24 protein-coding genes are annotated in these 26,366 nt (G+C 58.0%); 15 read left to right on the top strand and 9 right to left on the bottom strand.

What is annotated here, in order from left to right:
• Positions 1-555: 555 nt before the first annotated feature.
• A complete protein-coding gene (locus NCG89_RS12035) occupies positions 556-1,458 on the top strand; it encodes a hypothetical protein (RefSeq protein WP_251086787.1) in 903 nt (300 codons plus the stop codon).
• Between the two features lie 162 nt (positions 1,459-1,620).
• On the top strand, positions 1,621-2,151 hold the full coding sequence (locus tag NCG89_RS12030) for a pyridoxamine 5'-phosphate oxidase family protein (protein WP_251086786.1): 531 nt from the start codon (positions 1,621-1,623) through the stop codon (positions 2,149-2,151).
• 41 nt (positions 2,152-2,192) lie between these two features.
• On the opposite strand, the gene NCG89_RS12025 is transcribed toward NCG89_RS12030, so the two are convergent.
• From NCG89_RS12025 to NCG89_RS12010, 4 genes are all read right to left on the bottom strand, one after another.
• Positions 2,193-2,801: a hypothetical protein gene (locus NCG89_RS12025; protein ID WP_251086785.1), complete on the bottom strand. Its 609-nt coding sequence runs from the start codon at positions 2,799-2,801 to the stop codon at positions 2,193-2,195.
• A gap of 153 nt (positions 2,802-2,954) precedes the next feature.
• Entirely contained in the window at positions 2,955-5,096 is a 2,142-nt protein-coding gene (locus NCG89_RS12020) for a xanthine dehydrogenase family protein molybdopterin-binding subunit (protein WP_251086784.1), read from the bottom strand.
• On the bottom strand, positions 5,093-5,566 hold the full coding sequence (locus tag NCG89_RS12015) for a (2Fe-2S)-binding protein (protein ID WP_251086783.1): 474 nt from the start codon (positions 5,564-5,566) through the stop codon (positions 5,093-5,095). Before NCG89_RS12015 ends, NCG89_RS12020 begins: the two co-directional genes overlap by 4 nt.
• 212 nt (positions 5,567-5,778) lie before the next feature.
• Positions 5,779-8,064, bottom strand: a complete 2,286-nt coding sequence (locus NCG89_RS12010) for a mechanosensitive ion channel domain-containing protein (protein WP_251086782.1) — start codon at positions 8,062-8,064, stop codon at positions 5,779-5,781.
• Between the two features lie 351 nt (positions 8,065-8,415).
• Here NCG89_RS12010 and NCG89_RS12005 point away from each other — a divergent pair, with 351 nt between their 5' ends.
• Positions 8,416-9,453, top strand: coding sequence for an NAD(P)-dependent alcohol dehydrogenase (locus NCG89_RS12005; protein WP_251086781.1), 1,038 nt, complete (start codon positions 8,416-8,418; stop codon positions 9,451-9,453).
• Between the two features lie 12 nt (positions 9,454-9,465).
• On the opposite strand, the gene NCG89_RS12000 is transcribed toward NCG89_RS12005, so the two are convergent.
• Entirely contained in the window at positions 9,466-10,626 is a 1,161-nt protein-coding gene (locus NCG89_RS12000; protein ID WP_251086780.1) for a CNNM domain-containing protein, read from the bottom strand.
• A gap of 192 nt (positions 10,627-10,818) precedes the next feature.
• On the opposite strand from NCG89_RS12000, the gene corA reads away from it, so the two are divergent.
• From corA to NCG89_RS11975, 5 genes are all read left to right on the top strand, one after another.
• Positions 10,819-11,775 (top strand): magnesium/cobalt transporter CorA, encoded by a 957-nt coding sequence (gene corA, locus NCG89_RS11995; protein ID WP_251086779.1) that lies wholly within the window; start codon positions 10,819-10,821, stop codon positions 11,773-11,775.
• Positions 11,775-12,494 carry a 4'-phosphopantetheinyl transferase family protein gene (locus NCG89_RS11990; RefSeq protein ID WP_251086778.1) on the top strand — a complete coding sequence of 240 codons (720 nt, stop codon included), beginning with the start codon at positions 11,775-11,777 and terminating at the stop codon, positions 12,492-12,494. The genes corA and NCG89_RS11990 overlap by 1 nt, the downstream gene beginning before the upstream one ends.
• Positions 12,495-12,622: 128 nt before the next feature.
• On the top strand, positions 12,623-15,550 hold the full coding sequence (locus NCG89_RS11985) for an AMP-binding protein (protein ID WP_251086777.1): 2,928 nt from the start codon (positions 12,623-12,625) through the stop codon (positions 15,548-15,550).
• Positions 15,537-16,673, top strand: coding sequence for an amidohydrolase family protein (locus tag NCG89_RS11980; protein WP_251086776.1), 1,137 nt, complete (start codon positions 15,537-15,539; stop codon positions 16,671-16,673). The genes NCG89_RS11985 and NCG89_RS11980 overlap by 14 nt, the downstream gene beginning before the upstream one ends.
• Positions 16,645-17,901, top strand: a complete 1,257-nt coding sequence (locus NCG89_RS11975; RefSeq protein ID WP_251086775.1) for a cytochrome P450 — start codon at positions 16,645-16,647, stop codon at positions 17,899-17,901. The genes NCG89_RS11980 and NCG89_RS11975 overlap by 29 nt, the downstream gene beginning before the upstream one ends.
• A gap of 239 nt (positions 17,902-18,140) precedes the next feature.
• Here the strand turns inward: NCG89_RS11975 and NCG89_RS11970 are convergent, their stop codons facing one another.
• The 4 genes from NCG89_RS11970 to NCG89_RS11955 all read right to left on the bottom strand — a co-directional run bounded on the left by NCG89_RS11970 (position 18,141) and on the right by NCG89_RS11955 (position 20,153).
• Positions 18,141-18,539, bottom strand: coding sequence for a hypothetical protein (locus NCG89_RS11970; RefSeq protein WP_251086774.1), 399 nt, complete (start codon positions 18,537-18,539; stop codon positions 18,141-18,143).
• A 52-nt stretch (positions 18,540-18,591) separates the two neighbouring features.
• A complete protein-coding gene (locus tag NCG89_RS11965; protein ID WP_251086773.1) occupies positions 18,592-19,131 on the bottom strand; it encodes a redoxin domain-containing protein in 540 nt (179 codons plus the stop codon).
• Between the two features lie 72 nt (positions 19,132-19,203).
• Positions 19,204-19,569 (bottom strand): cupin domain-containing protein, encoded by a 366-nt coding sequence (locus tag NCG89_RS11960; RefSeq protein ID WP_251086772.1) that lies wholly within the window; start codon positions 19,567-19,569, stop codon positions 19,204-19,206.
• A complete protein-coding gene (locus NCG89_RS11955; RefSeq protein WP_251086771.1) occupies positions 19,569-20,153 on the bottom strand; it encodes an NAD(P)H-dependent oxidoreductase in 585 nt (194 codons plus the stop codon). Before NCG89_RS11955 ends, NCG89_RS11960 begins: the two co-directional genes overlap by 1 nt.
• Positions 20,154-20,273: 120 nt before the next feature.
• Here NCG89_RS11955 and NCG89_RS11950 point away from each other — a divergent pair, with 120 nt between their 5' ends.
• The 7 genes from NCG89_RS11950 to minE all read left to right on the top strand — a co-directional run bounded on the left by NCG89_RS11950 (position 20,274) and on the right by minE (position 26,323).
• Positions 20,274-20,630 (top strand): winged helix-turn-helix transcriptional regulator, encoded by a 357-nt coding sequence (locus tag NCG89_RS11950; RefSeq protein ID WP_251086770.1) that lies wholly within the window; start codon positions 20,274-20,276, stop codon positions 20,628-20,630.
• A gap of 416 nt (positions 20,631-21,046) precedes the next feature.
• Positions 21,047-22,429, top strand: a complete 1,383-nt coding sequence (locus NCG89_RS11945) for a DASH family cryptochrome (protein ID WP_251086769.1) — start codon at positions 21,047-21,049, stop codon at positions 22,427-22,429.
• A gap of 5 nt (positions 22,430-22,434) precedes the next feature.
• Positions 22,435-23,991 carry a cryptochrome/photolyase family protein gene (locus tag NCG89_RS11940; RefSeq protein ID WP_251086768.1) on the top strand — a complete coding sequence of 519 codons (1,557 nt, stop codon included), beginning with the start codon at positions 22,435-22,437 and terminating at the stop codon, positions 23,989-23,991.
• Positions 23,992-24,001: 10 nt separating this feature from the next.
• Positions 24,002-24,256: a DUF202 domain-containing protein gene (locus NCG89_RS11935; protein ID WP_251086767.1), complete on the top strand. Its 255-nt coding sequence runs from the start codon at positions 24,002-24,004 to the stop codon at positions 24,254-24,256.
• A 172-nt stretch (positions 24,257-24,428) separates the two neighbouring features.
• Positions 24,429-25,187 (top strand): septum site-determining protein MinC, encoded by a 759-nt coding sequence (minC, locus tag NCG89_RS11930; RefSeq protein ID WP_251086766.1) that lies wholly within the window; start codon positions 24,429-24,431, stop codon positions 25,185-25,187.
• A gap of 66 nt (positions 25,188-25,253) precedes the next feature.
• Positions 25,254-26,075, top strand: coding sequence for a septum site-determining protein MinD (gene minD, locus NCG89_RS11925; protein WP_251086765.1), 822 nt, complete (start codon positions 25,254-25,256; stop codon positions 26,073-26,075).
• Positions 26,072-26,323, top strand: a complete 252-nt coding sequence (minE, locus tag NCG89_RS11920) for a cell division topological specificity factor MinE (RefSeq protein ID WP_251086764.1) — start codon at positions 26,072-26,074, stop codon at positions 26,321-26,323. Before minD ends, minE begins: the two co-directional genes overlap by 4 nt.
• Positions 26,324-26,366 lie beyond the last annotated feature (43 nt).

Genomic DNA, 26,366 nt, shown 5'->3' with positions numbered 1-26,366 from the left:
CCGGACCGACACCAGAGACAAGTGCGAACTTCGGATATTTAAAAAAAAGCGGGTAGACAGCCCTGGAACTTCGGAAAAAATTTCCGGCACGGAGGCCCAAAAAATCGCCGCAAGATATACCCTTTACTCCTTTAAAATCCCCAATGCGTTGATTGCTAGGGATTTATGCCCCGATGTCGGCACAAGTTGCAGTCGCAACAGCACGGGCGGCACCAACGCCAACGGACTGACAACCCTGCTCCGGCTCACCATAACGGGGCCGAGCGGGCGCCGCCTCGGGTACCGAACGTCAGCCTTTCAGCGGGGAGTCAACGCGGTTTTTTTATTCTATTAAACAGTCAGAAATACGAACGTAATAACGATGCGAACTTTAGCGCCTTATCAGCCGCAGACAACACGGAAAATCGCTGCAAAAAAGGTGACCAATCAGCCTATTTGTGATGCATCCTGCATGATGGTGACTTCGATAAATGCACACTAATGGGAATCCTAACCTGAACATGACAAGCTTCCGCGACTTCGCTAAACCGCATCCACCTGTTGAAGGATTTGTTTATGGATGACATCAGACATGGAAGCGACCAGGATTCGATCTGGAAAACGTTGGAGAAGGAACTCGGCGCCGACTTTCCCCTGTCGTCGGGCACCGTTGAGATCGATGGCAATAACCAGACCAGCGAGCTCTCTGATGCTGTCTCGCGCGCTAAACTGCTGCTAGAAGAAAAGCTGCGCCGCTGCGCCGATCTGGTTCAGGAGCTGGCCAAATTAGAGAACACCCCAACCACCGCTGAGCGCGCGCCGACTAACGGGCAGAACGCCAACCCCAATAACATTAACTTCCCCTACTGGGTGAAACTCGAGTTTTGGACCGTGGCCGAGGGCTTGGCCCTGTCCTTCGGAATCGATCCCGACGCGCTGAAGAACCAGAATCTCAACGAGTTAATTGACGACGAAACCTGCCGGGAATATACCCAGGCGCGCAATATCGCCACCCGCAGCTTCATCGACAAGGGTGGCCTGGGCCGCCGGTTGACTCCTGAATATTTTATGCGCTGGGCGCAATCCAAAGCCCTGCCAGTCAACCTGGCCCTGATCGAGGCCTTCGAGCGTTTCGGCTTCCTCAGCTACACCTTCACCAGCATTAACCGCCGTCTGGTTGAATCTGAATCGCTGCTGCAAAAGCGCGATCAGGCTCTGGTGGAATTACAGCGCCGCGTCAACGCCTTACTGGAAGACGATGACGAGTCCTTTTCGCCTCGACGCCGGCGCAGCTACCTGCTAGTCATTGCCGGACTGCTGCGTAAATGCGGTATCGATTGGAACCAACGCGCACAGGCCCAACGCCTGTGCGCAGCGGTTGATGCCATTGGCCGCAATCTCGGCGACGACACCGCGCGCTCGATCCTGAAAGAAGTCCAAAAGGAGTTGGGCGAACAGCCTTTACCCAAAGAGGATTAGGTCTCAAAAAGAACAGCCCCGTTCTCTTCTGTCGCGGCGCTCAAGCCAGGGCGCCCGCCTTCCCCCCAGTGCGCAATATGCCCTCTGCTTTGTATCACCCGCGACACCCGTGGCACACTGCGTTTTTCAGCCGCCCCGGCCACCACGAGCCCTGATCAATCAATGGACTACCAAACCCTCACCGAGCAACTATGGCAGTCGCTCACCGACGCGCTTAGCCACCCCCATCCCTGGCGCACCCCCGTGCTGGCAAGCGTCGACCAAAATGGTCTACCCCAAGCTCGCACCGTGGTCCTTCGCGAAGTGGCACGCAGCCGAAATCAGCTTTGTTTTTATACCGATAAGCGCAGCCCCAAGGTGTCGCAGCTACGCGCAAGACCGGCGGTCGCCCTGCTATTCTGGAATCCGCAAACCCAGTGGCAACTGCGCATCACCGCAAAGGCCGACGTGATTGAGCGGGGCGAAAGGCTAGAGAAAGTATGGCAAACCCTTGTCAGCAAGGGCCGAACCGCCGACTACCTGGCGCCGGGCGCCCCCGGGTCACCACCGGAGTGCACCGACCAGCCGCCCAGCGGCCATCAGCTGGCACTCATCGTTTGCGATCTGGTGGAGATGGATTGGTTACACTTGGACCGGAATGGTCACCGGCGGGCAAGGCTGCGCGACGGGGAGTTACACTGGTTAACCCCCTGACGCCAAGGTGGCACCCACCCTGAAAAAACAGCCTCTATCACCTACTGCGCGGCCAGGGCGAAGGCGTTTGGTGTCACCGCCCCTTTACCATCAAGCTTGATCAAATACGCTTTCACGTAAGCCGGTGGAAAGTAGGCCATAAAGTCCCGGCCGGGGGCTTTGGATTCAAAATTCACATACAGCCCCACCTCCAGCGCCTGGTCAAGCTGCTGACGGGTCACCTCGGCCATCACACGCTCCCGGTGGTCGCACTTCAAAAAGGCGCTGGTACAACGCGCCATCCGCCGCTCAAGGGCATCAAAAGGCAGGGGGTCGACTCCCAGCAGCTGGGCACCCCGGTAATAGCGCCAGCCGCCCATGTAGGCCACCTCCATCACCACTTGATGATGAAGCCCCCCGTCTTCACGGTGAACACTGCGAAGATACCGCTGAGTGATGTCTTCCATCACACCCCGGGGCACCACAGCCGTAATCGACATGCCATACAAATCGCGCCGCTCCGCGCCAGCCGTTGCCTGATACTGGGTCAACTCAACAATGTCTTTCACGCTCAGTGATTCTTGTTCGCCCTGACTGTCTGCCAAAGAAAGGCCAGCCAAGATCGCTGCCGCTATCCCAACCACCACTGACTGCACGGTACGCTTTTTCATATTTCCCCCTTTTGGCGTGCCAGCGCGCTCCTGATGAACACCGCGTCGGGACGACATTTCAGGAGCCCGCTCGCCAATTTTTTGGTGACTTTGGCCATTATTATTGACTATATAGTCAACCTTACGCTGGCGAGGGGAGAGTGGATTTCGGCGCTACGCAGAAAAGTAGGCGTCACCCAGGGGTAACTGGGTCAGTCGTGTACCCGTCGCGGCGAACAGCGCATTCGCCACCGCCGGCGCGACCACCGGTGTTGCCGGCTCACCAATGCCGGTCGGCGCTTCGGCAGAGGGTACAATATGCACTTCAACCTGGGGCATTTGGCCCATCCGCAGCACTTTCATCTGGTCGAAATTTCGCTGCTTCGCCATCCCCTTTTCCAGCGTGACCTCGTTAAACATCAGCGGCGAGAGACCGAAACCAATCCCCCCCTCCACTTGCGCGCGAATCACGTCGGGGTTAACGGCCACCCCACAGTCGACGGCGCAGGTCACCTTAACGATCTTGAACTTGCCGTCCTGCTGACGCGCCACCTCGGCAACTTGCGCCACATAAGTGCCAAAGGATTTGTGCAGGGCTACCCCGTGAAAATGGCCCTCTGGCAAACCATTACCCCAGCGCGCCTTCTCCACGGCCAGTTTGAGCACACCTGTGTGACGTGGCTCACCTTCCAGTAGAGCCAGGCGATAGTTCACCGGGTCTTGTCCCGCCTTATGGGCCAGCACATCGATCATGGTTTCCACCGCATAGGCGGTATGGGTTGAACCGACACTGCGCCACCATGAGATCGGAACCGGCTCATCGGTGTTGTGGGTCTCCACCGCAAAATTTCGGATGTTGTAGGGCAGGTTGGATGCGCCCTCAACGGTGGTGTGATCAACTTTGTCCGCCGCCAGGCCCAAAATGGACTGGCCCACAATGCGCTGGCGCCACACCACGGGCATACCGCTGCCATCTAGAGCGGCATCGATACGGTGAACATAGGCCGGGCGATAGTAACCACTGCAGGTATCATCCTCCCGGGTCCAAACCAATTTCACCGGCGCCTCGCCACCCCAGGCTTTCACTATCTCCGCCAGTTCGCAGGGGTAGTCGGAGTTGGTTGTCGCCCGGCGTCCAAAGCTGCCTCCGGCATACAAGGTATTTATCTTGACCTTCTCCGGCGCCACACCGAGCACCTTGGCGACATTAGCCTGGTCCCAGGTATGCCCCTGACAGCCATACCACAGCTCGGCGCCCGTCGCGGTTTTCTGCATGACACAATTCATTGGCTCCATGGTGGCATGAGGCAGGTAGGGAAACCGATACTCCAATGACAGCACATCGTCCGCCGCGTCCAGCGCGCCGCCAACATCGCCCCGGTTAACAGCGCTGCTGCCGGGCCGGGCGGCAATGTTATGGTAGTCGGCCAGAATCTCGTCACTGCCGCGATCCATGCCGCCCTGCCATTGTAATTCCAGCGCATCCCGGCCCTTCTTGGCCTGCCAGAAACCGTCGGCCAACACCGCCACCCCGCTGGGGATTTGCACCACCGCCTTCACACCGGGAATTGCCTTGGCCTTGTCGGCCACCACCGAACTCAGGCTGGCACCGAAACGCGGGGGATGGGCCACCACCGCCGTCAGCATGCCAGGCAGGTTCACGTCCTGGGTGAACTGGCCGCTGCCGTCGGTTTTGCCGGTATCTTTTCGAGCGAGGTTGCTGGCACCAATCAGCTTGAAGTTGGCGGGCTCTTTTAACGTCAGGGTTTCCGGCAGTGACTCCCCAGCGGCAGCAGCCGCCAAATCACCATAGCGCGCCGAGCGACCCGAAGCCGAGTGGATCACATTGCCTTTATCCGTAGACAATGACGACACCGGCACCTGCCAAGCCTTGCTGGCCGCCGCCAGTAACATTGCCCGGGCCGCCGCACCCGCCTCGCGCATTTGCAAGTAGGAGTTAGCGATCGCGGTACTGCCACCCGTGAGCTGGAGTCCCATCTGCGTGTTGGCGAATTTACGGGTATTGGCGGGAGCACCCACCGCCTCCACCTGATCCCAGTCGGCGTCCAATTCCTCCGCCACCAAGGTCGCTAGTCCAGTGTAGGTCCCCTGTCCCATCTCCAAATGTTTAATGGTGACGACCACGCGATTATCCGCGGTGACTGTCACAAAGGCATTAGCCTCCAGATCCCCAGCAACCTGCTCAGCCCCCGCGCCGCCGGGCAAGGCCATCGCCAGGGTCAGCCCGGCGCCAGCCTGGACTGACCGGACCAGAAACAAACGGCGACTGATCAAACCCGATTGCATTGCGCTCATGCAGACACCTCCTTAGCAAGCTCGGCCGCGGCGAGCTTGATGCCACTTCGAATTCGCTGATAGGTGGCACAGCGACAAATATTGCCCGACATGAATTGGTCGATATCCGCGTCAGAAGGCTGGGGTTTGTTGCGCAGCAGATCGGCGGCAGACATGATCTGCCCGGACTGGCAGTAGCCACACTGGTAAACCGCCAACGCTTCCCATGCGGAGCGCAGCGCCTTTGCTTCAGCGCTATCTTCGCCCTCAATCGTGGTAATGGCTTGCCCCGCAACCGCCTGCACGGGCAATGAACAAGCCCGAGTGGGATTGCCGTTGAAATGCACGGTACACGCGCCGCACTGGGCGATGCCGCAACCAAACTTGGTGCCGGTCATTTTCAGCTCATCACGAAGCACCCACAGCAGCGGCGTGTCTGGACTTGCATCGACCTGAATCGATTTTCCGTTGAGGGTGAAACTGATTGCCATGGGACGTCTCCTTGAAAGTCATAACCTCGGAAGCCACGCGACAGAGTCGCCCGCTGCATGACCTATTGTGTTATTCCGAAGTGATCACCGGAGTCTAGCGCTGCTCCCCGGCAAGACCAAGTCGCAAGTAAAAACAGTGCGTGTCTGTGGAAAAACGCCGGGGGCGAATTGCCCCCGGCGCACATGGTCCGGGCAGAGGAGATCCGCCTCGCTTAGCCGACCGGCGCCGACCCTTTGTCGAGGCGCAGATTGGCCGCCGGTGCGGAGCCATCTTTATCCTCGCCAAAGTAAAGGGTGGTGTGCGGGAAGGGGATTTCGATACCCGCCCGGTCGAAGTGCATTTTGACCAGCCGGTTGTAAGCCCGCCCAACGGCCCACTGATTTCCGGGAGTGGTTTTTATCACGGCACGGATGTTAACCGAGCTATCCGCCAACGCGACCACACCGGCAACATTGAGCGGCGCGAGAATTTCGCTGCCAATATCAGTGGTTTTCAGCTCCTCAAAGGCCGCGTGCAGGGCGGTAATTGCCTCATCAATATTCTCACGATAGGCGATACCGTACTCGCCCACATGGTTGCCAAACTCGCGGGTGTAATTGGATACAGCGCCCACCGAGGAAAAGGGAACAATGTGATAGGTCCCGTAGAGATCGCGCAGGGCAACCGAGCGAATGCCGACCCGCTCCACGGTGCCGGAATTGCCCCCGGCAGAGACGAAGTCTCCGGTATTCATCGCGTTTTCCAGCTGAATGAAAATCCCGGTTATCACGTCCTGCACCAGCTTTTGCGCACCAAAGCCCACGGCCAGACCGAGCACACCGGCCCCGGCGATGAGTGGCGCAATGTCCACCCCAATTTCCGACAGCACGATCATCACGGTCATGATCAGAATCACAATGGCCAGGGTCGTGGTGAACAAGCCGCGCAGGGTCTCCGCCCGCGCCGCAGCCGCAGCTTCGGCCCCGGGCGCCGGCGTCAAGCGATGCTCAATCAGACTCGCCAACACCACCCACACCAGGGTCGCGGCGACCAGAATCAGACCAATATCCACGGAGGCTGACAGGGTCCGGCCACCCAGATCAGATTGGTACCAGGCGGCCAGATCGAACACCGCCCAGGCATCCAGCACCAACGCCGCTACCACCACAAGAATAAGGCCCCGGGCAACGCGCAGACTGGTCGGCACGTAGCGATTAATGCGCGGCTGCAGCCGCGGCAGTCGCTGGTTGAGACGGTCACTCAAACCAATCTCCCGGCCGATGACTTGGCCTAAGACTACCGACAGCAGCAGCCCCACGCCGGCGTAACCGAGGGTTTTGGCGCTCGCCAAGGCCACCCAGGGCAAGGCGGTTTCCGGGTGACTGATACTGATCACCAGTACGACCGCCAGATAAAACAGCACCAGCAGGTGCCAACACCGGGCCAGGATACGCAACAATATGGCCCCCGGGTCACCGGTGCGTTCGGCCATTGCCCGCAACTTATCGGCAATACTGCGCCGCTGCTTCAGCGTGACGCCAGCAGCGTAGCTCACCGCCACCAGCACAATAATGGCCGTTACCAGCGCGCCCACAGCAGGGGCGATATTGAAGTTGAGCATCGGCACTAGCAGCAGCACGCCATAGCCAACGAATCCGGCAATGGTGGCGAACACCCGATTGCAGTAACCCGCCTGGGCCGCGTTAATCGGCACCAACCGCAATGTCGCGTAGCGGCTGGCAAACAACATTCGCAGCGCCACTTTCACCAGCTCTACCAGCAAAAAGGCATTCAGAAAAAGCGCCAGCCGGGTGGCAACCACACTGTTATCGCCTGCCAGTACGGCAGCACCCACCCCACCAATACCGTAGGAAGCGGCGACCACGACACTATCAATCACCGCAGCAGCGATGACCGCGACCACCGTGCGAATCATCGCCAATTTTGTCGAACCCTGTTCGACCCAGCGACTCAACCCCGAAAAGGACCCCATGGCCAGTCGGCGCAACAGGGCAAACACCGCAAAGGTGCCGACGATCAAGGCCCCCAACTGCGCCAGGGCCACCAGCCATTGCTGCCCGGTCATGCCCGCTTTTATCTCCAGGCCCGACGAATCCGCGTCCATCAACCGCTGCCAGGCGGCTTCCAGCTCGCGCACCTCAGCCATCGCCTGACTCGCAATCGCTTGAGTGAGCGCCGCCATTCGCCGGGCCAGACTCACCTCCTCGGGCTGCTGGTCACTGGGCGCCTGGGCGGCGATGTCTGCCGCATCCGGCCCCTCTCCTTCGGCGACCGGCTGGGGCCGCGCCAATGCGCGCAACTCCTCTATCACCACCTGGCGGCTGTGGGGGTCTTCAAGCAAATCAGCCAAGCCCTGATAATCCGCCGTATTGCCGTTTGCCGACGCCCCTGCGGCCTCCTCTGCAGCCATCCCCGCCGGGCTAAACAAGGCAAGCCCCAGCAAAAGCATGGCAATGAGCGCCGCAACCCCTGGCGGCATGGTGGTGTTTCTTTCCACGCGGTCCCTCCTTATCAACTTGATGTGCGGTGCCTGTCGGCACCCGTATTCAGCACCCTGGCGACGCCGCAAGCGATTGCGCCAACCAAGATTATCCGTACTCGGGCAAGCTGCCCTGACGCGAAACCCAGCCCTTAGTACCGGTAAGTTCCGCAATTTGACCCGGGCCAGTTGCCCCGGACGATAGTCAGACAATCGCATTGCGTTGCCTGAGAGATTCCGTTGACCTGTTGTTCAACGGTAAACGAGACGGTACGTTACTAGTCCCGATTCTGATCACCCACATTGTGACTGCTGCCGCCGCGTCACGTTCCCGGCAGCAAAACCCGCCGACCACAGAGGATAAACACGATGATCAACGCAACGGGCTTTGGTGCCCAGACCGCCGACCTGCCGCTAGCTGAAATGACCTTTCAGCGCCGGGACATGGACGACCATGATCTGCTGCTCGACATTCTCTACTGCGGCGTGTGCCACTCCGACATCCACTCCTGCCGCAACGAATGGGGAAACACCCATTTTCCGCTGGTGCCGGGCCATGAAATAGTCGGACGGGTACGCAGTGTGGGTGCCAAGGTCCGTCATTTCAAGGTGGGGGATCTTGCTGCGGTGGGTTGTTTTGTCGATGCCTGCGGGCAATGCCAGCCCTGCCAGGAGGGTGAAGATCATTACTGCAAGGGTGGCATTACCCTCACCTATGGCAGCCCGGAGCGCAAAGCCCCCAACATCCTCAGCCAGGGTGGGTTCTCCAATAATTACGTCGTGGACGCCCGCTACGCCCTGCAAGTGCCAGACAACCTCGACCCGAAAGGCGTTGCCCCGCTGCTCTGTGCAGGAATCACCACCTACTCGCCACTGCGGCGCTGGCAGGTCGGGCCCGGCATGCGCGTGGGTGTTGTCGGTCTGGGCGGGTTGGGACACATGGCGATCAAGTTTGCCCGCGCCTTCGGCGCCGAGGTGACACTGTTTACCACCTCCACGGCCAAGGCGGACGATGCCCTCCGCCTCGGCGCCAACAAGGTGGTGCTGTCCACCGATAAAGCGGCCATGCGCAGCACCCGCGGCCTGGATTTCATTCTGGATACGGTGTCAGCCAAGCACGATATTGACGCCCTACTGGGCACCCTGCGCCGGGCCGGAACCCTGTGCCTGGTCGGCCTTCCAGATCAGCCCCTCAATCTGATGTCCCGCTCAGTGCTGAGCAACAAGGCAGTGTCGGGATCAATTATTGGCAGCATTGCGGAAACCCGAGAAATGCTCAATTTCTGCGCGGAAAAGGGCATTGTCGCCGACATCGAGCTGATCCGCCCCGACCAGATCAACGAGGCCTTTGATCGTGTAGTGAGTGGCGATGTGAAATACCGCTTTGTGATCGACATGGCCGGGTAAGCGGCCGGCGGATCATTGCCCGCTTTCGTCCGAGGGCGCGGCAGCACGCTGGGTGCCAGCCCCGGCCTTTGGCGCGGAGCCCGACGACCCGCCCGACCCAATCACAGCCTGATTGGCGCGATCAATGATTTCCTCCGGCACCAACCCCAAGCGACTTGCCCGCTTTACCCAAAGCTCCCGGGCAAGGGCCTGCATATCGATGGTTTTATCTGTTTCGTCGACGATCTCCAGGCCCAGCAAGGTTTCGATCAGGTCCTCCACTGTCACCAGCCCCAGCACACCGCCGTACTCGTTCACCACCAGCGCGATCTGATCCCGGCTATCTACCATCTTGCGCAATAACACTGCCAACGGCTGATTTTCTGGCACCGCCAACAGATTTCGGCGCAAGTCTGCCAAGGGCGTATCGGGTTGGGTGACCGCGGCCATCAACAGATCATCTTTGCGAATAAAGCCGTGAATATTGTCTTTGCTGCCGCTGAACAGCGGGATCCGGCTAAAGGGAAACTGGCCGTGCTCACGCAGCGCCGCGGCCACACTGAGTTCATCATCCAGCGAAAAAATCACCAGCCGGGGGGTCATTACATCCTCAGCGGTCAGCGCCCGAAAGCGCATCAGGCTGGCCACCTGTGAAGCCTCCTCCGCGCTGAAAACCCCTTCTCTCACCCCTAGCTCTGCCAGGGCGGTAAACTCCTCCCGGCTAATGGAGTGTTGCGGCGCCCCCCGGGACAATAACTTGGTCAAGCCCTGGGCAAATACCACCAGCGGGTACATCACCCAGATCACACCCAGCAAGACCTGCGCACACAGCGGCGCAAGCTGGCGCCAGTACAAGGCACCCAGGGTTTTGGGGACGATCTCCGATACCACCAGAATCAGCAGGGTCAGCACCGCTGAAATCAGTGCAAAATAGGCTTCGCCAAACACCACCGCGGCCTGGGCACCGGCCCCGGCCGCGCCAACGGTATGGGCGATGGTATTCAGGCTGAGAATCGCCGCCAACGGGCGATCGATATCGGTTTTGAACTGGCCCCAAAGACGCCCGCCACGATGTCCTTTCTCGCTTTCAGAGGCGACATAGGACGGCGTGACACTGAGCAGCACCGCCTCAAGAACCGAACAGATAAAAGATACCCCGAGGGCCAGGGCAACATAGGTGAGCAGCAGAATCATGACTGTGACCGCTTTACCAGCGTGAATGATTGCCGCAATCCTTTCAGAGCCCGAACAGGGCGTCAACTGGTTCCCGCCGCCACTGACTCGCGACATTCGCCTTGCCCCATCATCGCTCTGCGGAGAGAATACCAGCCAGCGCGCAGCTCACCCGACAGGGTGATTGACGAAACCGGCGGACACGAGGGAGCGATGCTCAGACTTTTCCAAATAGAGAACGGCCTGATCAAAGAAGTGGACAGCGATGACCTGGATTTGCGCCAGGCCCTGCGCCAGGCCGACTGGATTGACGCCCACGAGCCCGACGACGACGAGCGCGCTTTGCTCCAGTCGCTATTGCGTACCGATCTACCCGAATCCAGCGAAGTTGAAGAAATCGAAGCCTCGGCCCGCTGCTTTGTGGACCAGGCGGGGATTCACGTCCACGCCCTCTTTCTGGCCCCCTCAGAAGGCCGCCACACCACCGTGACGGTAGCCTGTATTCTGCAGCCCAAGCGGCGATTGATCACCATCCGCGACGAAGATACCGCCGACTTCCGCCTGCTGCGCATGCGCGCCCGCGCCGGGCAAGTGGAGAGCCACAGCGCCTCCGAATTGCTGGTCACCCTGCTGGAACAGAAAGTGGAAAACCACGCCGACAGCATCGAGGACATCCACCGCCAGCTCGAAGATGTCAGCCACATGGTGCTGGAGGATGAAGAGTCAGAACTGGAAGATGCCATCAGCCGGCTGGCAAAGCTCGAAGACAGCAATGGCAAAATTCGTCTGTGCCTGATGGATACCCAGCGCAACATCTCCTTTCTGGTTCGCCATCTGCGCGATCAGCCTGAACAATTGGAAACCCTGCGGGAAGTGGCCCGAGACATGGAAACCCTGATGTCCCACACCGCCTTCTTGTTCGACAAAATCAACTTCCTGATGGACTCCACCCAGGGCTTTATCAACATCGAGCAAAACCAGATCATCAAGATTTTCTCCATCGCGGCAGTGGTGTTTCTGCCGCCCACCCTGGTGGCCAGCATTTACGGCATGAACTTTACCCACATGCCTGAGCTGGAATGGATGCTCGGTTACCCCTGGGCCATTGGTTTGATGATTATGGCGGGCATTGCTCCCTACCTTTACTTCAAAACCAAGGGTTGGCTGTAGTGTCCGAGCCGGCAGGCTTTGCCAAATTTTTGCAGCCGGATAACAGCCTGACACTACCGGACTGGCCCATCACGGCAATGGCAGCCCGCTTTCACCTCGACCACTACCGGGACCGCTTTTTTGACGATCATCGCATCGTCCTGCCAGAGGCCCGCCAAGGCGCCGTTGCCAAACGCCGCTGTGAATTTTTTGTTGGCCGCTACCTCGCCAAGCTGGCATTGCTAGCCCGGGGCGCCACCACCTTCCATGTACCTGCCGACGACAACCGCTGCCCACTGTGGCCGCCCGGACTACGCGGCAGCATCAGTCACACCGATACCTACGCGGCCTGCGTGGTGGCGGACTGCAGTGACATCGACGCCCTCGGCATCGATATTCAGGACTGGATGGCAGAGGCACCCGCCCACAAATTGATGCCGCGCATTCTGGACCCGCAAGAGCAAACCGTTATTGCCGAGTGCGCGCTGCCTTTAGCCCAGAGTGTCAGCCTGTGCTTCTCGGCCAAGGAAAGCATTTTCAAGGCGCTCTACCCCTATATCGGCCATCACTTCGGGTATGCCGCCGCAACACTTCAGGCCATCGACGAATCCGGGCAGACCCTGCAATTTGCCTTCGATCCCGCGCTGCAACCGGCTGCCCTGGGCAGTTCGATCCTCACCGTGCACTATTTCCCGCGCCCCCGCCATTGCCTGACCCTGCTCAACCTGCCTCGACGGTGATTTTTCTGAGCAATTGATCGTCACAAGACATATCAACTGTGTTTGATATACTTGACTGATTCGGCACGGTAGCGTCCCCGTCAGAGGGACCACGGTGCGAACATTGCCATAGATCAAGGGAAGCCATCATGACCGCCAACACCCTGGAAGGTGTTATTCGGCGCGTGTGTCGAGAGCGTGGAAACCAGCCCGCTTTGCAGAGTCCGGCGCAACCAGACCTGCACTTTGCCGAGCTGGGCGAGCTGGTGGAGGCCACTGGCGAGTGCCTGCGCCACCTGGGACTATCGTCCAGTGATTGCGTCGTCGTGGCGCTACCCCAAGGGCCGGAAAACCTGACCTTGTGCCTGTCGGTGATGACCGTTGCCTGCGCCGTTCCCATCAACCCCAACAGTACGTCGCGGGAAATTGCCGAACTGCTGCAAGCACTCAATCCGGCCCTGTTGGTCTGCGCCCCTCACGCGACTCACCTGCAACAGCAGGCCTCGGCGGCGAAGATTCCCTGCGCGACACTAGATCACCAAGCCCATCATCCCGCCGGACAATTTGCTCTCAGCCTGCCGCCGCGGCCGATCCCGCCACAAGAGACCGGTATTCCCACAGAGGTGGCGCTGGTGCTGCATACCTCGGGTTCGACCGCACGGCCGAAAGCAGTGCCCATCACCCGTGACATGCTGCTCAATTCTGCAGCCAATCTCGCCGACTCCCTGGCCCTGGGCGAGGACGACATCTGCCTGAACATGCTGCCCCAGTTTCATATCGGCGCATTGTTGGATCTCTTTATTGCCCCGCTGCTGGCGGGCGGGCGCGTTGTGGTCTGCAGAGACAACAACGCGGCCGTGTTCTTTGAATGCCTGACAGCCTACGCACCCACCTGGTACCAAGGTGTGCCAACCATGCTCGCCGACCTGATCGATCAGGCCAAAAGCCGGGATATGTCGGCACTGCCCCGGCTGCGCTTTTGTCGATCAGTGTCCGCCACCCTGCCCGACCACACCCGTCAGCAATTCGAGACGCTGTTCAACTGTCCGGTTATCGAAATTTACGGCATGACCGAAACCTGCGGGGTTATCTGCAGCAGCCCGCTGCCCCCCGCCGAACGTAAGGCCGGCTCGGTGGGCCCCTGCATCGCCGGTGAGGTCATCATCGCTGACGATGCCGGCAACCCGGCCAGAGCGGGCCTGCGCGGCGAAGTGCTGGTCAAAGGGCAAAGTGTCTTCGGGGGCTACCTGGGCCAGACCAAGCAGCCGCATTTTATTGGCGACTGGTTTCGTACCGGCGATCAGGGCTATCTCGACGAGCAGGGCTATCTGTTCCTGACAGGACGAATCAAAGAACTGATCAATCGGGGAGGGGAAAAAATTGCGCCCCTAGAGATCGACCAGGCGTTGCTGGCCTACCCGGGTGTTAGCGACGCCGCCAGCTTTGCCCTGCCGCACCCCAGCCTGGGGGAAGAACCCGCCGCCTCCATCGTCTGCCAATCCCCGTCGTTGAACCTGCAAGACCTTCAGGCTTATCTGAAAGCCCAACTCAGTAGTTACAAAGTCCCTCGCAAACTATTTGTGGTGAGCCATCTGCCGAGAACGCCTTCAGGCAAACTTCAGCGCCACCTCCTCTCCCAGCAATTCAGTACCGGGGACGGCCCGACCGAGCAGCAAAAGCGGTACCCGGAAACCGCGCTGGCAAAACTGATTGCCCAGCAGTGGCAGGCCTTGCTCGGTGTCGAAGACATTGGCCTTGAGGACGATTTTTTTGACCTTGGCGGTGACTCGTTAAAAGCCACCACTTTCGTGGAGCAACTCGAAGAAGCGCTGAACATTCGCCTGGATGCAGGCCTGCTGTTCGACGAGCCGACCATCGCCGCGCTGGAATCCTGGGTCAGTCGCAAGGTACTCACCGGGCTCGCCCCAGAGCAGTACCAATCCGCCCATATCCTGCCCGATGTTTATCAAGAGGTGCGCCGCACGACCGATACCTGGCCAGGTAGCAGACCAAACCCGGCGTCGCTCCTCGTCGCATTCAACAGTCTCGGCCAAAATACGCCTTTGTTTTGGGGCTGCCAGAATATGGAGAGCCTGGCGAATCTGGCAAATGCCCTTGGACCAGAGCAGCCGGTATTTGGCTTTCGGACGCTGCACAAGCTCAAGAGCAAGTCACCGACGAACTCCGAGGCGCTCGCCCGCCATTACACTGAAGAGATCCGCCGCCTCGCCGACAATCAGGATTACTTTCTGGGAGGCTTTTGCGAGGGCGGTCGCATCGCGTTCAAGGTGGCGAGCCAATTAAGCCAGGATGGCATATCGCCCCTCAGCCTGATCATGGTCAATCACTGGACTCCAGCGCCTTACCAAAAGCGTATCGCACTGGCGTTCAGTCGCGACAGCAAGCACTCACCCTACCGCTATTTTACGCACCCTGAACAAGGCTGGCGAAAGTTCTACAGCGGCACGCTCTCTACCCAGGTGTTAGAGGCAGGACACCTGGAAATGTTTAACGAGGCCCATGTCGAGGTCATTGCAGCCACCATCGCCAACGAGCTGTCGCGTGCCGCCCGGGGAAGCGAACCATCGGGGCAAGTGGAGATGCCCATTGCCACACCGTTGCCGGGCGACAGCTATCAGGCCACTGTCTCCACGAGGGTGGCCACCTTTGCGCAGCCCAATTCCACCACCGTGGTAGCGGTCACCCTGAAAAACAGCAGCCAGCAGACCTGGCCGGCCAGTGGTGACGGCGGCCCAGTACTGAACTGCCGGTGGCGCAGCCCGTTCAGTGGCAAGGTTCGAGTTTGGCGAGGCAAGCCGATGGCGCTTCCCCAAGCAATGGCGCCAGGAGAGCAACTTTCTCTTCAGTATCTGGCAGAGCCCCCCGCCCGGTTTGGCCCCTGGCAATTAGAGGTCGACCTGGTCGATGAGGGCATCTGCTGGTTCGGTGATCAAGGCAGCCAACCCGGACAACACAACATTTTCCTCTCACCCGCCGCCGCCGTGCTCAATGCGCTTGCTGAGCCTTTGCGACGGCTTCATCAGATTTTCGGCAGGACAAATCATGCGGCTTCATAACAGCTCCCCCTTTTACCAGAAGCTCAGCGAGGCCATTGCCGCGCTGGGCGGCATGCACAACGCTCACCTCCACCTGGATCGGGCCGGCACCCTCGACGAGGACTACATGCGGGTCGCCGAGAAAAGTATTCTGGAAACCTCCCATATCTCGTTGCACGAGAAACACCATTTGATCCACAACCTTCACAACAGCCGTGCCTATCAGCGCGACGACCTGACGGGCCGGGTCAATCACTTCCTCGACGTAATGGTCGCCGCCAACACCAAGGTGGCAGATACGCTGGTGGACGTTACGGCCGACGGCATTGGTCTGCGTGCGCTGGAGATGATGCAGGAAATTCAGCGGGATCGCGCCGACGAAATCACACTGCGTATCGCCGCCTATTCACCCTTTGGTTTCCGCGACGATGAGCCCCAGCACTGGGAAATCTTTGCTGAAGGTTCGGTCGCAAGTGATTTTATCGCTGCCTTGCCAGAAGCCGACGACACCCGGGAATACCCTGACCATATCGGTTTTGACGAACACTTACGCCGCACCCTCGATCTGGCCAAAGCCAAGGGCTGCATGCTCCACGTTCATACCGATCAGCGCAACGAGCCCACTGAAGACGGCACCGAGCGACTGGTAGAGACCATTGCCCGTCATGGCGCCCCTCAGGTGAATGCCGATGAGCCCAGCGTGTGGGCCGTTCATGCCATTTCCCCGTCCACTTATGACGACACCCGCTTTGAAGCGCTTACCCGGGGATTGGTAGAAAACAACATCGGTATTGTCTGCTGCCCCTCGGCAGCCATCGGCATGCGCCAGCTGCGCCCGCTCAAAACACCGACCTATAACAGCATTCCCCGGGTATTGGAGTGGTTGGCGGCAGGCGTCCATGTGCGCTTGGCCTCAGACAATATCGCCGATATCTGCTCACCCAGCACCACCGCTGACCTGGTAGACGAAGTCTTTATGCTGTCTGCGGCGCTGCGTTACTACGATGTGAATATCCTTGCCAAATTGGCGTGCGGCCTCAAACTTGAATTGGAAGAGCGGGACAAAATTCGCCTGCATTTACAGCAGAATGACGAGCAGATAGCCAAGGTGCTGCGTGAAACCGATCAAATCCCTGCTGGCTAAATTCAGTCGCAAACCCGCTGCCGCGGTGGATATCGGAGACTTTGATCCCTTCGATCCCGATTTTATTGCCGACCCATTCCCCATGCTGGCGGCACTTCGTCAAACGGCCCCAGTGCATCGCCTGGCCAACGGAAGCTGGGTGCTCAGTCGTTATCGGGATATTGCACAAGCGCTCACCGACCCCAGGCTGGTCAATTCCCCTTCCCGATTTGCTGTGGTCAACCCCCGCAACGCCCAGCGCTACACCTGTGCCAACGTGGCCCAGAATATTCTGCCGTTTCAGGATGCGCCCGAACATACCGAACCTCGCCAAGCATTGGCGCGTCACTTTTACGAGGCATTTCGCAAAGAACAGAACAACGCCCAGAAAATAACGTCAAAGCTATGGCGCAATCTGTCCGGCGAGGTTGATCTGCTCAGCGACTTCGCCACTCCCTTGTGCAGCGGGATGATGGGGCGCCTGCTCGGTCTGAGGGATATCTGGCACGACCCTAAAGCGGTCGCTCAACTCAAGCGGTGGGCAGAGTGGTTCTTCTACCTCTTTTCCATTCTGCCCGACGAGCAGACCCGGGCCCAACTGGACTGCGAACTCGACGCAGCCCGGGAGTTTCTCACGGAATTTGTCCAGCCCGGGAAGAGCCATCTTGTTGACTGCCTGATGTCAGAGACCAAGGGTCTTGCGCCCCTCAGCGCCGATGCCCTGCGCGACAATGCCCTGCTGTTGCTGGCCGATGGCGTCAATGCCGATCACGGCATCGCCAATGCGCTGCTGATGCTAATGCAGCACCCCGAAGCACTGCAGGATCTACGCAGCAACCCCGAGCGAATTCCGCAAGCCAGTGAAGAATTGCTCCGACTCAGCACCCCGTCGCTGTTCATCGCCAGACGCGCCTCAGAAGACCTGGAAATCAATGGTCAAGCGATTCGTAAAGACAGCGGTGTACTGCTGATGCTGGCCTCGGCAAATCGCGATGAGGCCGTATTTGAGAATGGCGACATGCTGAATATTAATCGTCCACGACGCCAGCAACTTACCTTCGGCAGAGGAGAGCACGCCTGTCTGGGACGGCACCTGGTCAACGAGATGATGCATCAGGCACTTGGCGCATTAGTGTCAAGCGTCCGTCCCGCTCAGCTGACGAAACAGCCCCCCCAGTGGAGTCTACGGGCGGGCCATCGCTGGCTCGCCAGTTTGCCTGTCACCCTGGGCCCTGTTCTCACCAATTGAGTTATTGCTCCCGCAGCCTACCCCATATCGACTCACCCATAAGCTGGCCACTTTGGCCATCTAATGGGTGAATCACTTTCCGAGTGGGAAAAGGACAGCCCGCTGTTGGTCAAAAGCGGACAGTCACCTGCGCTCCATCAGCGACAAAAGCGGTCACTGAAGATATTGAGCTGGTTTCCCAAAATTGCCCACATAGCGCCGCCAGGTTCGGTACGGCATTCCTATTCTGCAACCTGCCCTTATGATGGGTTTTTGCCGTCCCTAAGGTACAAAACAACCAACACAGCCAGGTAAAAAGCTATGGCAGCGGTTTGCAACCAGTAAAGTAATGTCGACTGGCCCGCGCCCAGAACTGAAATCAAAGCTTCTGATACATTAACGGCACTCAATCCTAATGCGGTAAGCCCAAGTACAATTATCGCTGTAAACGCAACATCACGATGCTTGGATGCTGAATAAAACAGTGCAACGTATGCACATACAGCAAATGAGATGATCTTATCCTGATATGCGTAAAACGGGGTGTCGTAGTACACGAATAACACTGGCACCTTTATTACAAAAAAATGGGCCATAGCCATACACGCAAAATATGCTGCTCCACTTAAATATGCGACCTTCGTCAGTTTTGAATTCATGCTCGATTCCTATCTGTGGTGACTCGTAACATCCTGCCTCAAAGACCGGCCTTCATGCGTAGTCTCTAGTACCTCTAATCGGGTAATTATTGCTGGGGTCGCGAATCCACTTTAATCCTGATGTAAGCACTTTGGGATCAGGCCTAACGAAAGGGTTATTTGATATATCAACGACTTGGATCAACCCTTCTTCGTTCACTACGAACAAACCCGGCTCTGCAAATGGGTGGTCTGTTTCTTTCTCGGAGCGTGGGTTGGAAATGTAAAGACCAAGCTGCTGCATTTGAGCAACCGTCAAACTGTAATAGAGAGGAAATGAGACGTCCAACGACTCCTTATGCGCCTGTAATTGCGCAGCAGAGTCACCTGATACCGCAGCCACCTTGACCCCGATATCAGCAAGCTCATTTACATAGCCTTCAAGATTGTTCAAATAGCGCGTGCACATCGGGCAGTGTCGGCCTCGGTAGACAACCAACATCAACCAATCAGAATTATTCTCTCGCTTGCTTAAGTCTCGAATCTGGCCTTGTGAATCCTGGACTTCAATCGAAGGAAAGGAATCACCTGCCTGTATTTTAAAGACGTTCATACAGCCTCCCTGTTAATTAATTGCCGGTCAATATCGTGGTGGTTAAAAATCGGTTACTTCGCAAAAAAACAATCAGGGTTTGTCTTCCACAATGATGGCGATGACATCCGTAGTGCCGCTATTGGTCACCTGGTGAGTCCAGGCTTCATGCCACATCACATGCCCATCCGGCACTTCAGCGACCATGGACTCGCCATTCGGCAGGCGAATCGTCAGCTTGCCGCCCTGCTGGAAGTAGACGGTCTCGTTCTGGTGCCGATGCATGGCATCAGATTCTCCCGGTTTGAGAACCATCTTCTGTACCAGTACTTCGTTGTTTTCCTCGAGAATCTCATAAAGATCCGGTGATGCCACGTGAGCAGAGGGATACTCCTCTGCGCTAGCCGCCAATGAAATTGTCAAACCACCCAGTAAGGTGAATACAGACTTTGCGTTCATTAGAAATACTCCTTCAGATGAGCCTCGAAGCGCTTGAAATCCCCCTCGGCATCCGCAGCCTTCATGACGTCACAACAGGCAAAGGTGGGGAGGGCGTCCATGCCGAAAAAACGGAAGTTCATGTGCATGGGGAAGAACAAGTCATCTACGGACTTACCCTGAAACAGGTACTCCTGCGGATCGTTAAAGGCTTCTTCCGGAGCGTTGAAAGTTAGAGACAGCATGTATTGCTTGCCGCTCAATGTACCGCCGGCACCGTAGTTCTTCTTCGGTGCATTGCTATGCCGGCCGTCACCCTCACACAACCGTCCGTCCATGCCGGCGGTGTAAACCTCGTCCATATACTTCTTGAACGTCCAGGGTACGCACATCCAGTTGACGGGTGTTTGCAAAAGAATCGTATCGGCCCACTGATGATTCTCGATTTCGGCTTCAACGTCCCAACCTTCATCAACCGTCACTACCCGGGTTTCGTGGCCCTGTCCAGCCAACTGTTCTGCAGCGAGCCGGGTCAGGGTGCCATTCAGCCGTCCCTCGGCGAATGGGTATTGATGGTGTGCATTGATTATCAGGATCTTGCTCATCTCAACTCCTCAAGGTTGTGCCATATCACTGGCTGCAAAGTTGAGATATATTATTTACACTAAGTTACTAGTATCAATTAGTATACTTTTAGTAACCTGGTTAAGAGCAAAGGAAATGTCATGGAAAGTTATGTAGAAACAGACAGTTCCGGGCGAAAAAAAACGTTTAATGCCTGTACCGAGCCCTGCTCCATTGAACGCGGCATGCGACTGATCGGCGGCAAATGGACGGGCTCAATTATTTATCACCTAAAGGATGAGCCCGTCCGATTCAATGATTTGGCTCGTATGCTCGGCGGTGCTAGCAAGAAGATGATCGATCAGCGCTTAAAGGAATTAGAGGATCGTGGCATGGTTCTTCGTAAAGTAATCAATGATCGCCCCGTTGCGGTTACTTATGAACTCACAGATTTCGGTCGTTCTGCCTTAGATATTCTGGAAAGCCTGCGAAACTGGTCGGAATCAAAAGGGCTTTGACAGTAAGTCTATAGTTATGGGATGCATTGCAGTAGTTTTAGGCACTTACCTTGCGCCCCCTAAGGAAATGCTTGGTCGGTGTATTGGGTGGGTATAAAAGTGTCCGCTTTAACGAAACCATGCCAGCTTCGCGAAGACTTATCATGTCCGCTTTGTGACTTCTCCGGCCATTATATGGGTGTGACGCGGCCAACTTATGAGCCAAATGCCGCCACAAATAGCCCGAAATGCAATCTGAAATCCGCTCATTTGGCCGGCTTATGGGTGAATTTTTTGGCCATGCTATGGGTGAAGCAACACCCAGCCACACAAAGCCAGCCCAGCAGCAGGCCAACCCACAAAATCTGCGCGAACCGTTGCCCTTGCAAAATCCATCCGCCCGCCGTCACCCTATATTTCACTACAGGATGGATTAATTGAGGGCCCACCACACGATGCGCCGGGGAATTTTCTGGTTCGGCAACGACCTACGACTACACGACCAAACCGCGCTGCGCGCACTGGCTTGCCGCGTGGATGAGCTGATCTGCGTTTTCTGCCTCGACCCTGCCCTGCTGCAAAGCCGTCCAGAGATTCTGGGGCACGCACCGGCCTCGCCACATCGCATGGCTTTTTTGCAGCAAAGTCTGGGCGATCTCAATGGCAATCTCGCCGAGCTCGATCAACACCTGTTGATCTGCCAACGTGAACCGGTCGCCGCATTAAGCCAGCTGATTTCACAGTTCGAGGTGTCCGAGGTGGCTCGCAGCCGCCACCCGGGGGTGTACGAGCAAGCGCAATGGCAGGCCTTGCAAAAGCAATTCCCCCACTGCCATTTCCAGGAAGCGGACAGCCGCACCCTGTTCTCGACCGACACCTTGCCGTTTTCCTGGAAGGAGCTCCCCTCTACATTCAGCCAGTTCCGCCGGGCAGTAGAGAATCTCACGGTCCCCCAACCGCTGCCGGCACCGCAGACCTTACCGCCGCCGCCCTCGCCCCTGCCGTCAGCACTGGCTCTGACGAACCTGAAATCCACCCTGCAACTCGCGCTGCCCAGCCCGCCTGCGCTGCCCGACGATTCAGAGGCAGAACGCTTTATTGGAGGCGAACAGGCCGGCCTCCAACACCTGCACCACTATTTTCACAGTGCATGGCCGGGCAAGTACAAAGCCCTGCGCAATGACCTGGACCAGTGGCATCACTCAACCAAGTTTTCGCCCTGGCTGGCTCTGGGCTGCGTCTCGCCACGACAAATTGTGATGCGCCTGCGCGAATATGAATCCAGGGAAGGCGCCAGCGATTCCAGCTACTGGATTTACTTTGAGCTGCTCTGGCGCGAGTTTTTCCAGTGGCATGCCCACCAGCACGGCGCCAAGCTGTTCCGCTTTCAAGGGCTCAGGGGCAAACGCCCACTGACCAGTTTCTACCCCGACCGCTTCCGCGCCTGGTGCGAGGGCACCACTCCCTGGCCCATTGTGAACGCTTGCATGCACCAGCTGCGTGAAACCGGTTTTATGAGCAACCGAGGGCGGCAACTCGTCGCCAGTTGTTTTGTGCATGAATTGCAGTTGGACTGGCGCTACGGCGCGGCCTATTTCGAGCAACACCTGATCGACTACGACATGGCCAGCAACTGGGGCAACTGGCAGTACCTGGCTGGGGTCGGAGCAGACCCCCGCGGCCACCGCCGCTTCGATCTCGACAAGCAAGCCCGCCAGTATGATCCCAATGGTGACTTTGTTCGTCGTTGGCGGGGTGAGGCATCAGTAGCACATATGGACAGCCAGGACATGGTCGGCTGGCCGAGCGAAGGGGGCTGACAACAGTGGCAACCACCCTTCGCCTGATCCTGGGCGATCAGCTCAATGCCCGGCACAGCTGGTTCCGCCAAACCGATGACAGCGTGATTTACCTGATCGCCGAGCTGCGTCAGGAAACCGACTACACCCACCATCACGTGCAAAAAATCTGCGCCTTTTTCGCTAGCATGGAAGCGTTTGCGACTGCCCTCGATAAGGCCGGGCATCGGGTGCACCATCTGACCTTGGACGACACCGCCGACTTTGCAGACTTGCCGGCGCTGATTAATGCTTTATGCAAACAGCATGGTTGCCAGCAATTTGAATACCAGCGCCCTGACGAATATCGCCTGCTGCAGCAGCTAAGGGAATTTCGGCTACCCAAGGGCTGTCGGCGCCTGGAATACGACACCGAGCATTTCTTGCTGCCCTTCGAGGACATCGACCAGGAATTTACCCCCGGCAAATTGCGCATGATGGAGCACTTCTACCGTCGCATGCGCAAACGCTTTCTGATTTTAATGGACGGTGACCAGCCCCGCGGGGGGCGCTGGAATTTCGATCAGGACAATCGCAACAAGCTGAGCGGCGCCCAGTTAGCAGATGTCCCCGCACCGCTCACCTTTGCCAACCCGGTCGGTGCCATTATCGAGCGCCTGCAGCGGCACGGTGTCGATCACTTTGGTCGCGCCACCAAAAGCCTGTTATGGCCGGTCACGCGCAAACAAGCGCAATCCTTGCTCGAGTTCTTTTGTACGCATTTACTGCCAAATTTCGGCCGTTATCAGGATGCCATGATCGGCGCGACAACTGGCGACGACACCAGCTGGAGCCTTTACCACTCCCGCCTCTCCTTCGCCATCAATGTGAAAATGCTGCACCCCATGCAAGTCATTGACGCTGCCCTGGCCGCCTTTGAGCGCAGCGAGGGCCAGATCGACCTGGCCCAAATTGAAGGCTTTGTCCGTCAAATCCTCGGCTGGCGGGAGTTTGTTCGCGGGGTGTATTGGGCCAATATGCCCGACTACGCCCAGCGCAATGCGCTGTCTGCTGAGCGCGCACTGCCAGCGTATTTCTGGACAGGCGAAACCGGGATGCAATGCCTTCGCCAGGCGATCGGGCAATCTCTCAACTACGCCTACGCCCACCACATTCAACGGTTGATGGTAACCGGCAACTTCTGCCTGCTCGCTGGCGTCGACCCCGATGAAGTAGACCAATGGTATCTGGGCATTTATGTGGACGCCCTGGAGTGGGTGGAGATGCCCAATACCCGCGGTATGAGCCAATACGCCGACGGCGGCCTGGTGGGCACCAAGGCCTATGCTGCCGGCGGCAATTACATGCAGAAGATGAGCAATTACTGTGGTCAGTGCCAGTATAAGGTCAGTGCCAAAACCGGCGAAAACAGCTGCCCTCTCAACAGCCTCTACTGGCATTTCATGGACCGCCATCGGCAGACTTTCAATCGCAATCCCCGTTTGGGGATGATTTACCGCAGTTGGGATAAAATGGCCGAGGACAAACAGCAGGCCATCCTCGCTCGCGGGCAGTGGTGCCTGGACAATATCAATAGCCTGTGAGGATCAGCACATGGATGACACCCAGCTGCGAGATCAATTGGCGGTCGAGCGAACCGCCCTGGCCAACGAGCGCACATTGCTGGCCTACCTGCGCACCGCCCTGGCCTTCGTCGCTGCCGGGGCCGCCATTCTTCATTTCTACCTCGACCACCCCGCTTTGGTGGCCAGTGCCATTGCCCTGGTAATTATCGGTTTTACCACCGCCGGGATCGGCAGCATCCGCTTTGCTCGGGTTCAGCGTCGCCTGCGCTTACCGCAGGGATGAAACAGGAACTGCCGCAAAAAGCGTAAAAAAAGTGTCTTAAAATCACGGGAATTGCCGAACCCAGGGTGCATTCACAAGTCAAAGGGCCCAGACTATAAGTTGCCCTTGCCAGCACCGCGCCAAAGGGCTATAACGACGCGCTGTAAAACCGCCCCGCAACTGTGAAAGGCTCATGACCTCTAGTCAAACCATCGACATCGCTGCACCCGCCAGCTTCCGCCTGAAGGGCGGCCTCTACCCCCTGACCCAACTCGATATCAACCACTACCAGGCAGATCAATTTCAGCAAGACCTGGCCAACAAGGTGGCCGAAGCGCCGGCGTTTTTTCGGCAAACACCGGTGGTATTGAGTTTTGATGTTTTTGACGGCGACCCCACCATGCTGCCGCTGAAGGAAATTCGCCAGACCTGCATGGATTATGGCCTGCTGCCCATTGCCATTCGCGGCAGCGGCGCAGACCTCGCCGCCCGCGCGCTGGTGGCCGGCATGCCCATGCTCACCAGCAGCCGCAAAAAATCGACACCAGACGACAGCGCCACTGACGAGCCCGCCGCGCAAACACAGACAGCCGACGACGTTGCCCAGCCCCAGCACGAACCCAGCGCCCAAAACCGCCTAGTGACCTCTCCGATTCGCTCCGGCCAGCAGGTCTATGCCGCCGGCGGGGATTTGATCGTGGTAGCGCCGGTATCGGCCGGCGCCGAAATCCTGGCCGACGGCAATATTCATGTCTACGGCCCACTGCGCGGCCGGGCACTGGCCGGCGTCAAAGGCAATCGCGAGGCGAGAATCTTCTGCCACAGCCTGGAAGCCGAGCTGGTATCCATTGCTGGCGATTTTAAGTTGGATGAAGACCTGCGCGGCGCACTGTGGAAAAAATCGGTACAAATTTGCTTGAGTGACCAGACCCTGGAGATCAGCGAGCTGTAAGCCTGATTTCCGCGCTCACGGGCTCGGCCACACCTCTTTCAACCTATACCAAAAAGGATGAACACCTTGGCAAAAATCATCGTAGTCACTTCAGGAAAAGGCGGCGTGGGCAAAACCACTACCAGCGCTGCCATTAGTAGCGGCCTGGCCCTGGCCGGACACAAAACCGTGGTCATCGACTTTGATATTGGCCTGCGCAATCTCGACATTGTGATGAACTGCGAGCGCCGGGTGGTGTACGACTTTGTCAATGTGATCAATGGCGAAGCCAACCTGCGCCAGGCGCTGATCAAAGACAAGCGGGTACCGGACCTGTTCATTTTGCCCGCCTCCCAGACCCGGGATAAAGACGCCCTCACCGTTGACGGCGTCGAGCGCATTCTCAATGAACTGGCCGCCGAGGGTTTTGAATACATTATTTGCGACTCCCCCGCGGGCATTGAGCACGGCGCCTTTATGGCCATGTACTTTGCCGACCTGGCCATTGTGGTGGCCAACCCGGAAGTGTCTTCGGTGCGAGACTCCGACCGCATTCTCGGCATATTGCAAAGCAAATCCAAGAAGGCCGAGAACGGCGAGCGGGTTGAAGAGCGCCTGCTGCTAACCCGCTACAACCCCGGCCGGGTAGAGAAGGGCGAAATGCTGTCGGTCAGCGACGTGCAGGACATCCTCGCCACCGAGCTGCTGGGTGTGATCCCCGAATCGGAATCCGTACTGAAATCCTCCAACCAGGGGGTGCCGGTGATCCACGACACCGAGAGCAATGCCGGTAAAGCCTACGCCGACGCGGTTGCCCGCCTGTTGGGAGAGGACCGCCCACTGCGCTTTTTAACCGTCGAGCAAAAAGGGGTGTTTCAGCGCCTGTTCGGGAGGAGCGCCAACGCATGAGTATTCTGGATTTTTTCAAAAGCAAAAAACCCGACAGCGCCGCGATTGCCAAAGAGCGCCTGCAGATTATCGTGGCCCACGAGCGTTCGCAGCGCAATCAACCCGACTATCTGCCGCGCCTGCAGCAGGAGCTGCTCGAGGTGATTCGCAAGTATGTGGAGGTCGAACAGGACCAGGTCGAAGTTGCCCTTGATAACAACGGCAACTGCTCAGTGCTGGAGCTCAATATCACCCTCCCCGGGCGCTAACATCATGCTCAGGAGCGAGGTCCACACCACGGCCTCGCTCACG

Source organism: Spongiibacter taiwanensis (genome assembly GCF_023702635.1).
Lineage (GTDB): Bacteria > Pseudomonadota > Gammaproteobacteria > Pseudomonadales > Spongiibacteraceae > Spongiibacter > Spongiibacter taiwanensis.
This window is presented reverse-complemented; position numbering and strand designations above follow the sequence as displayed.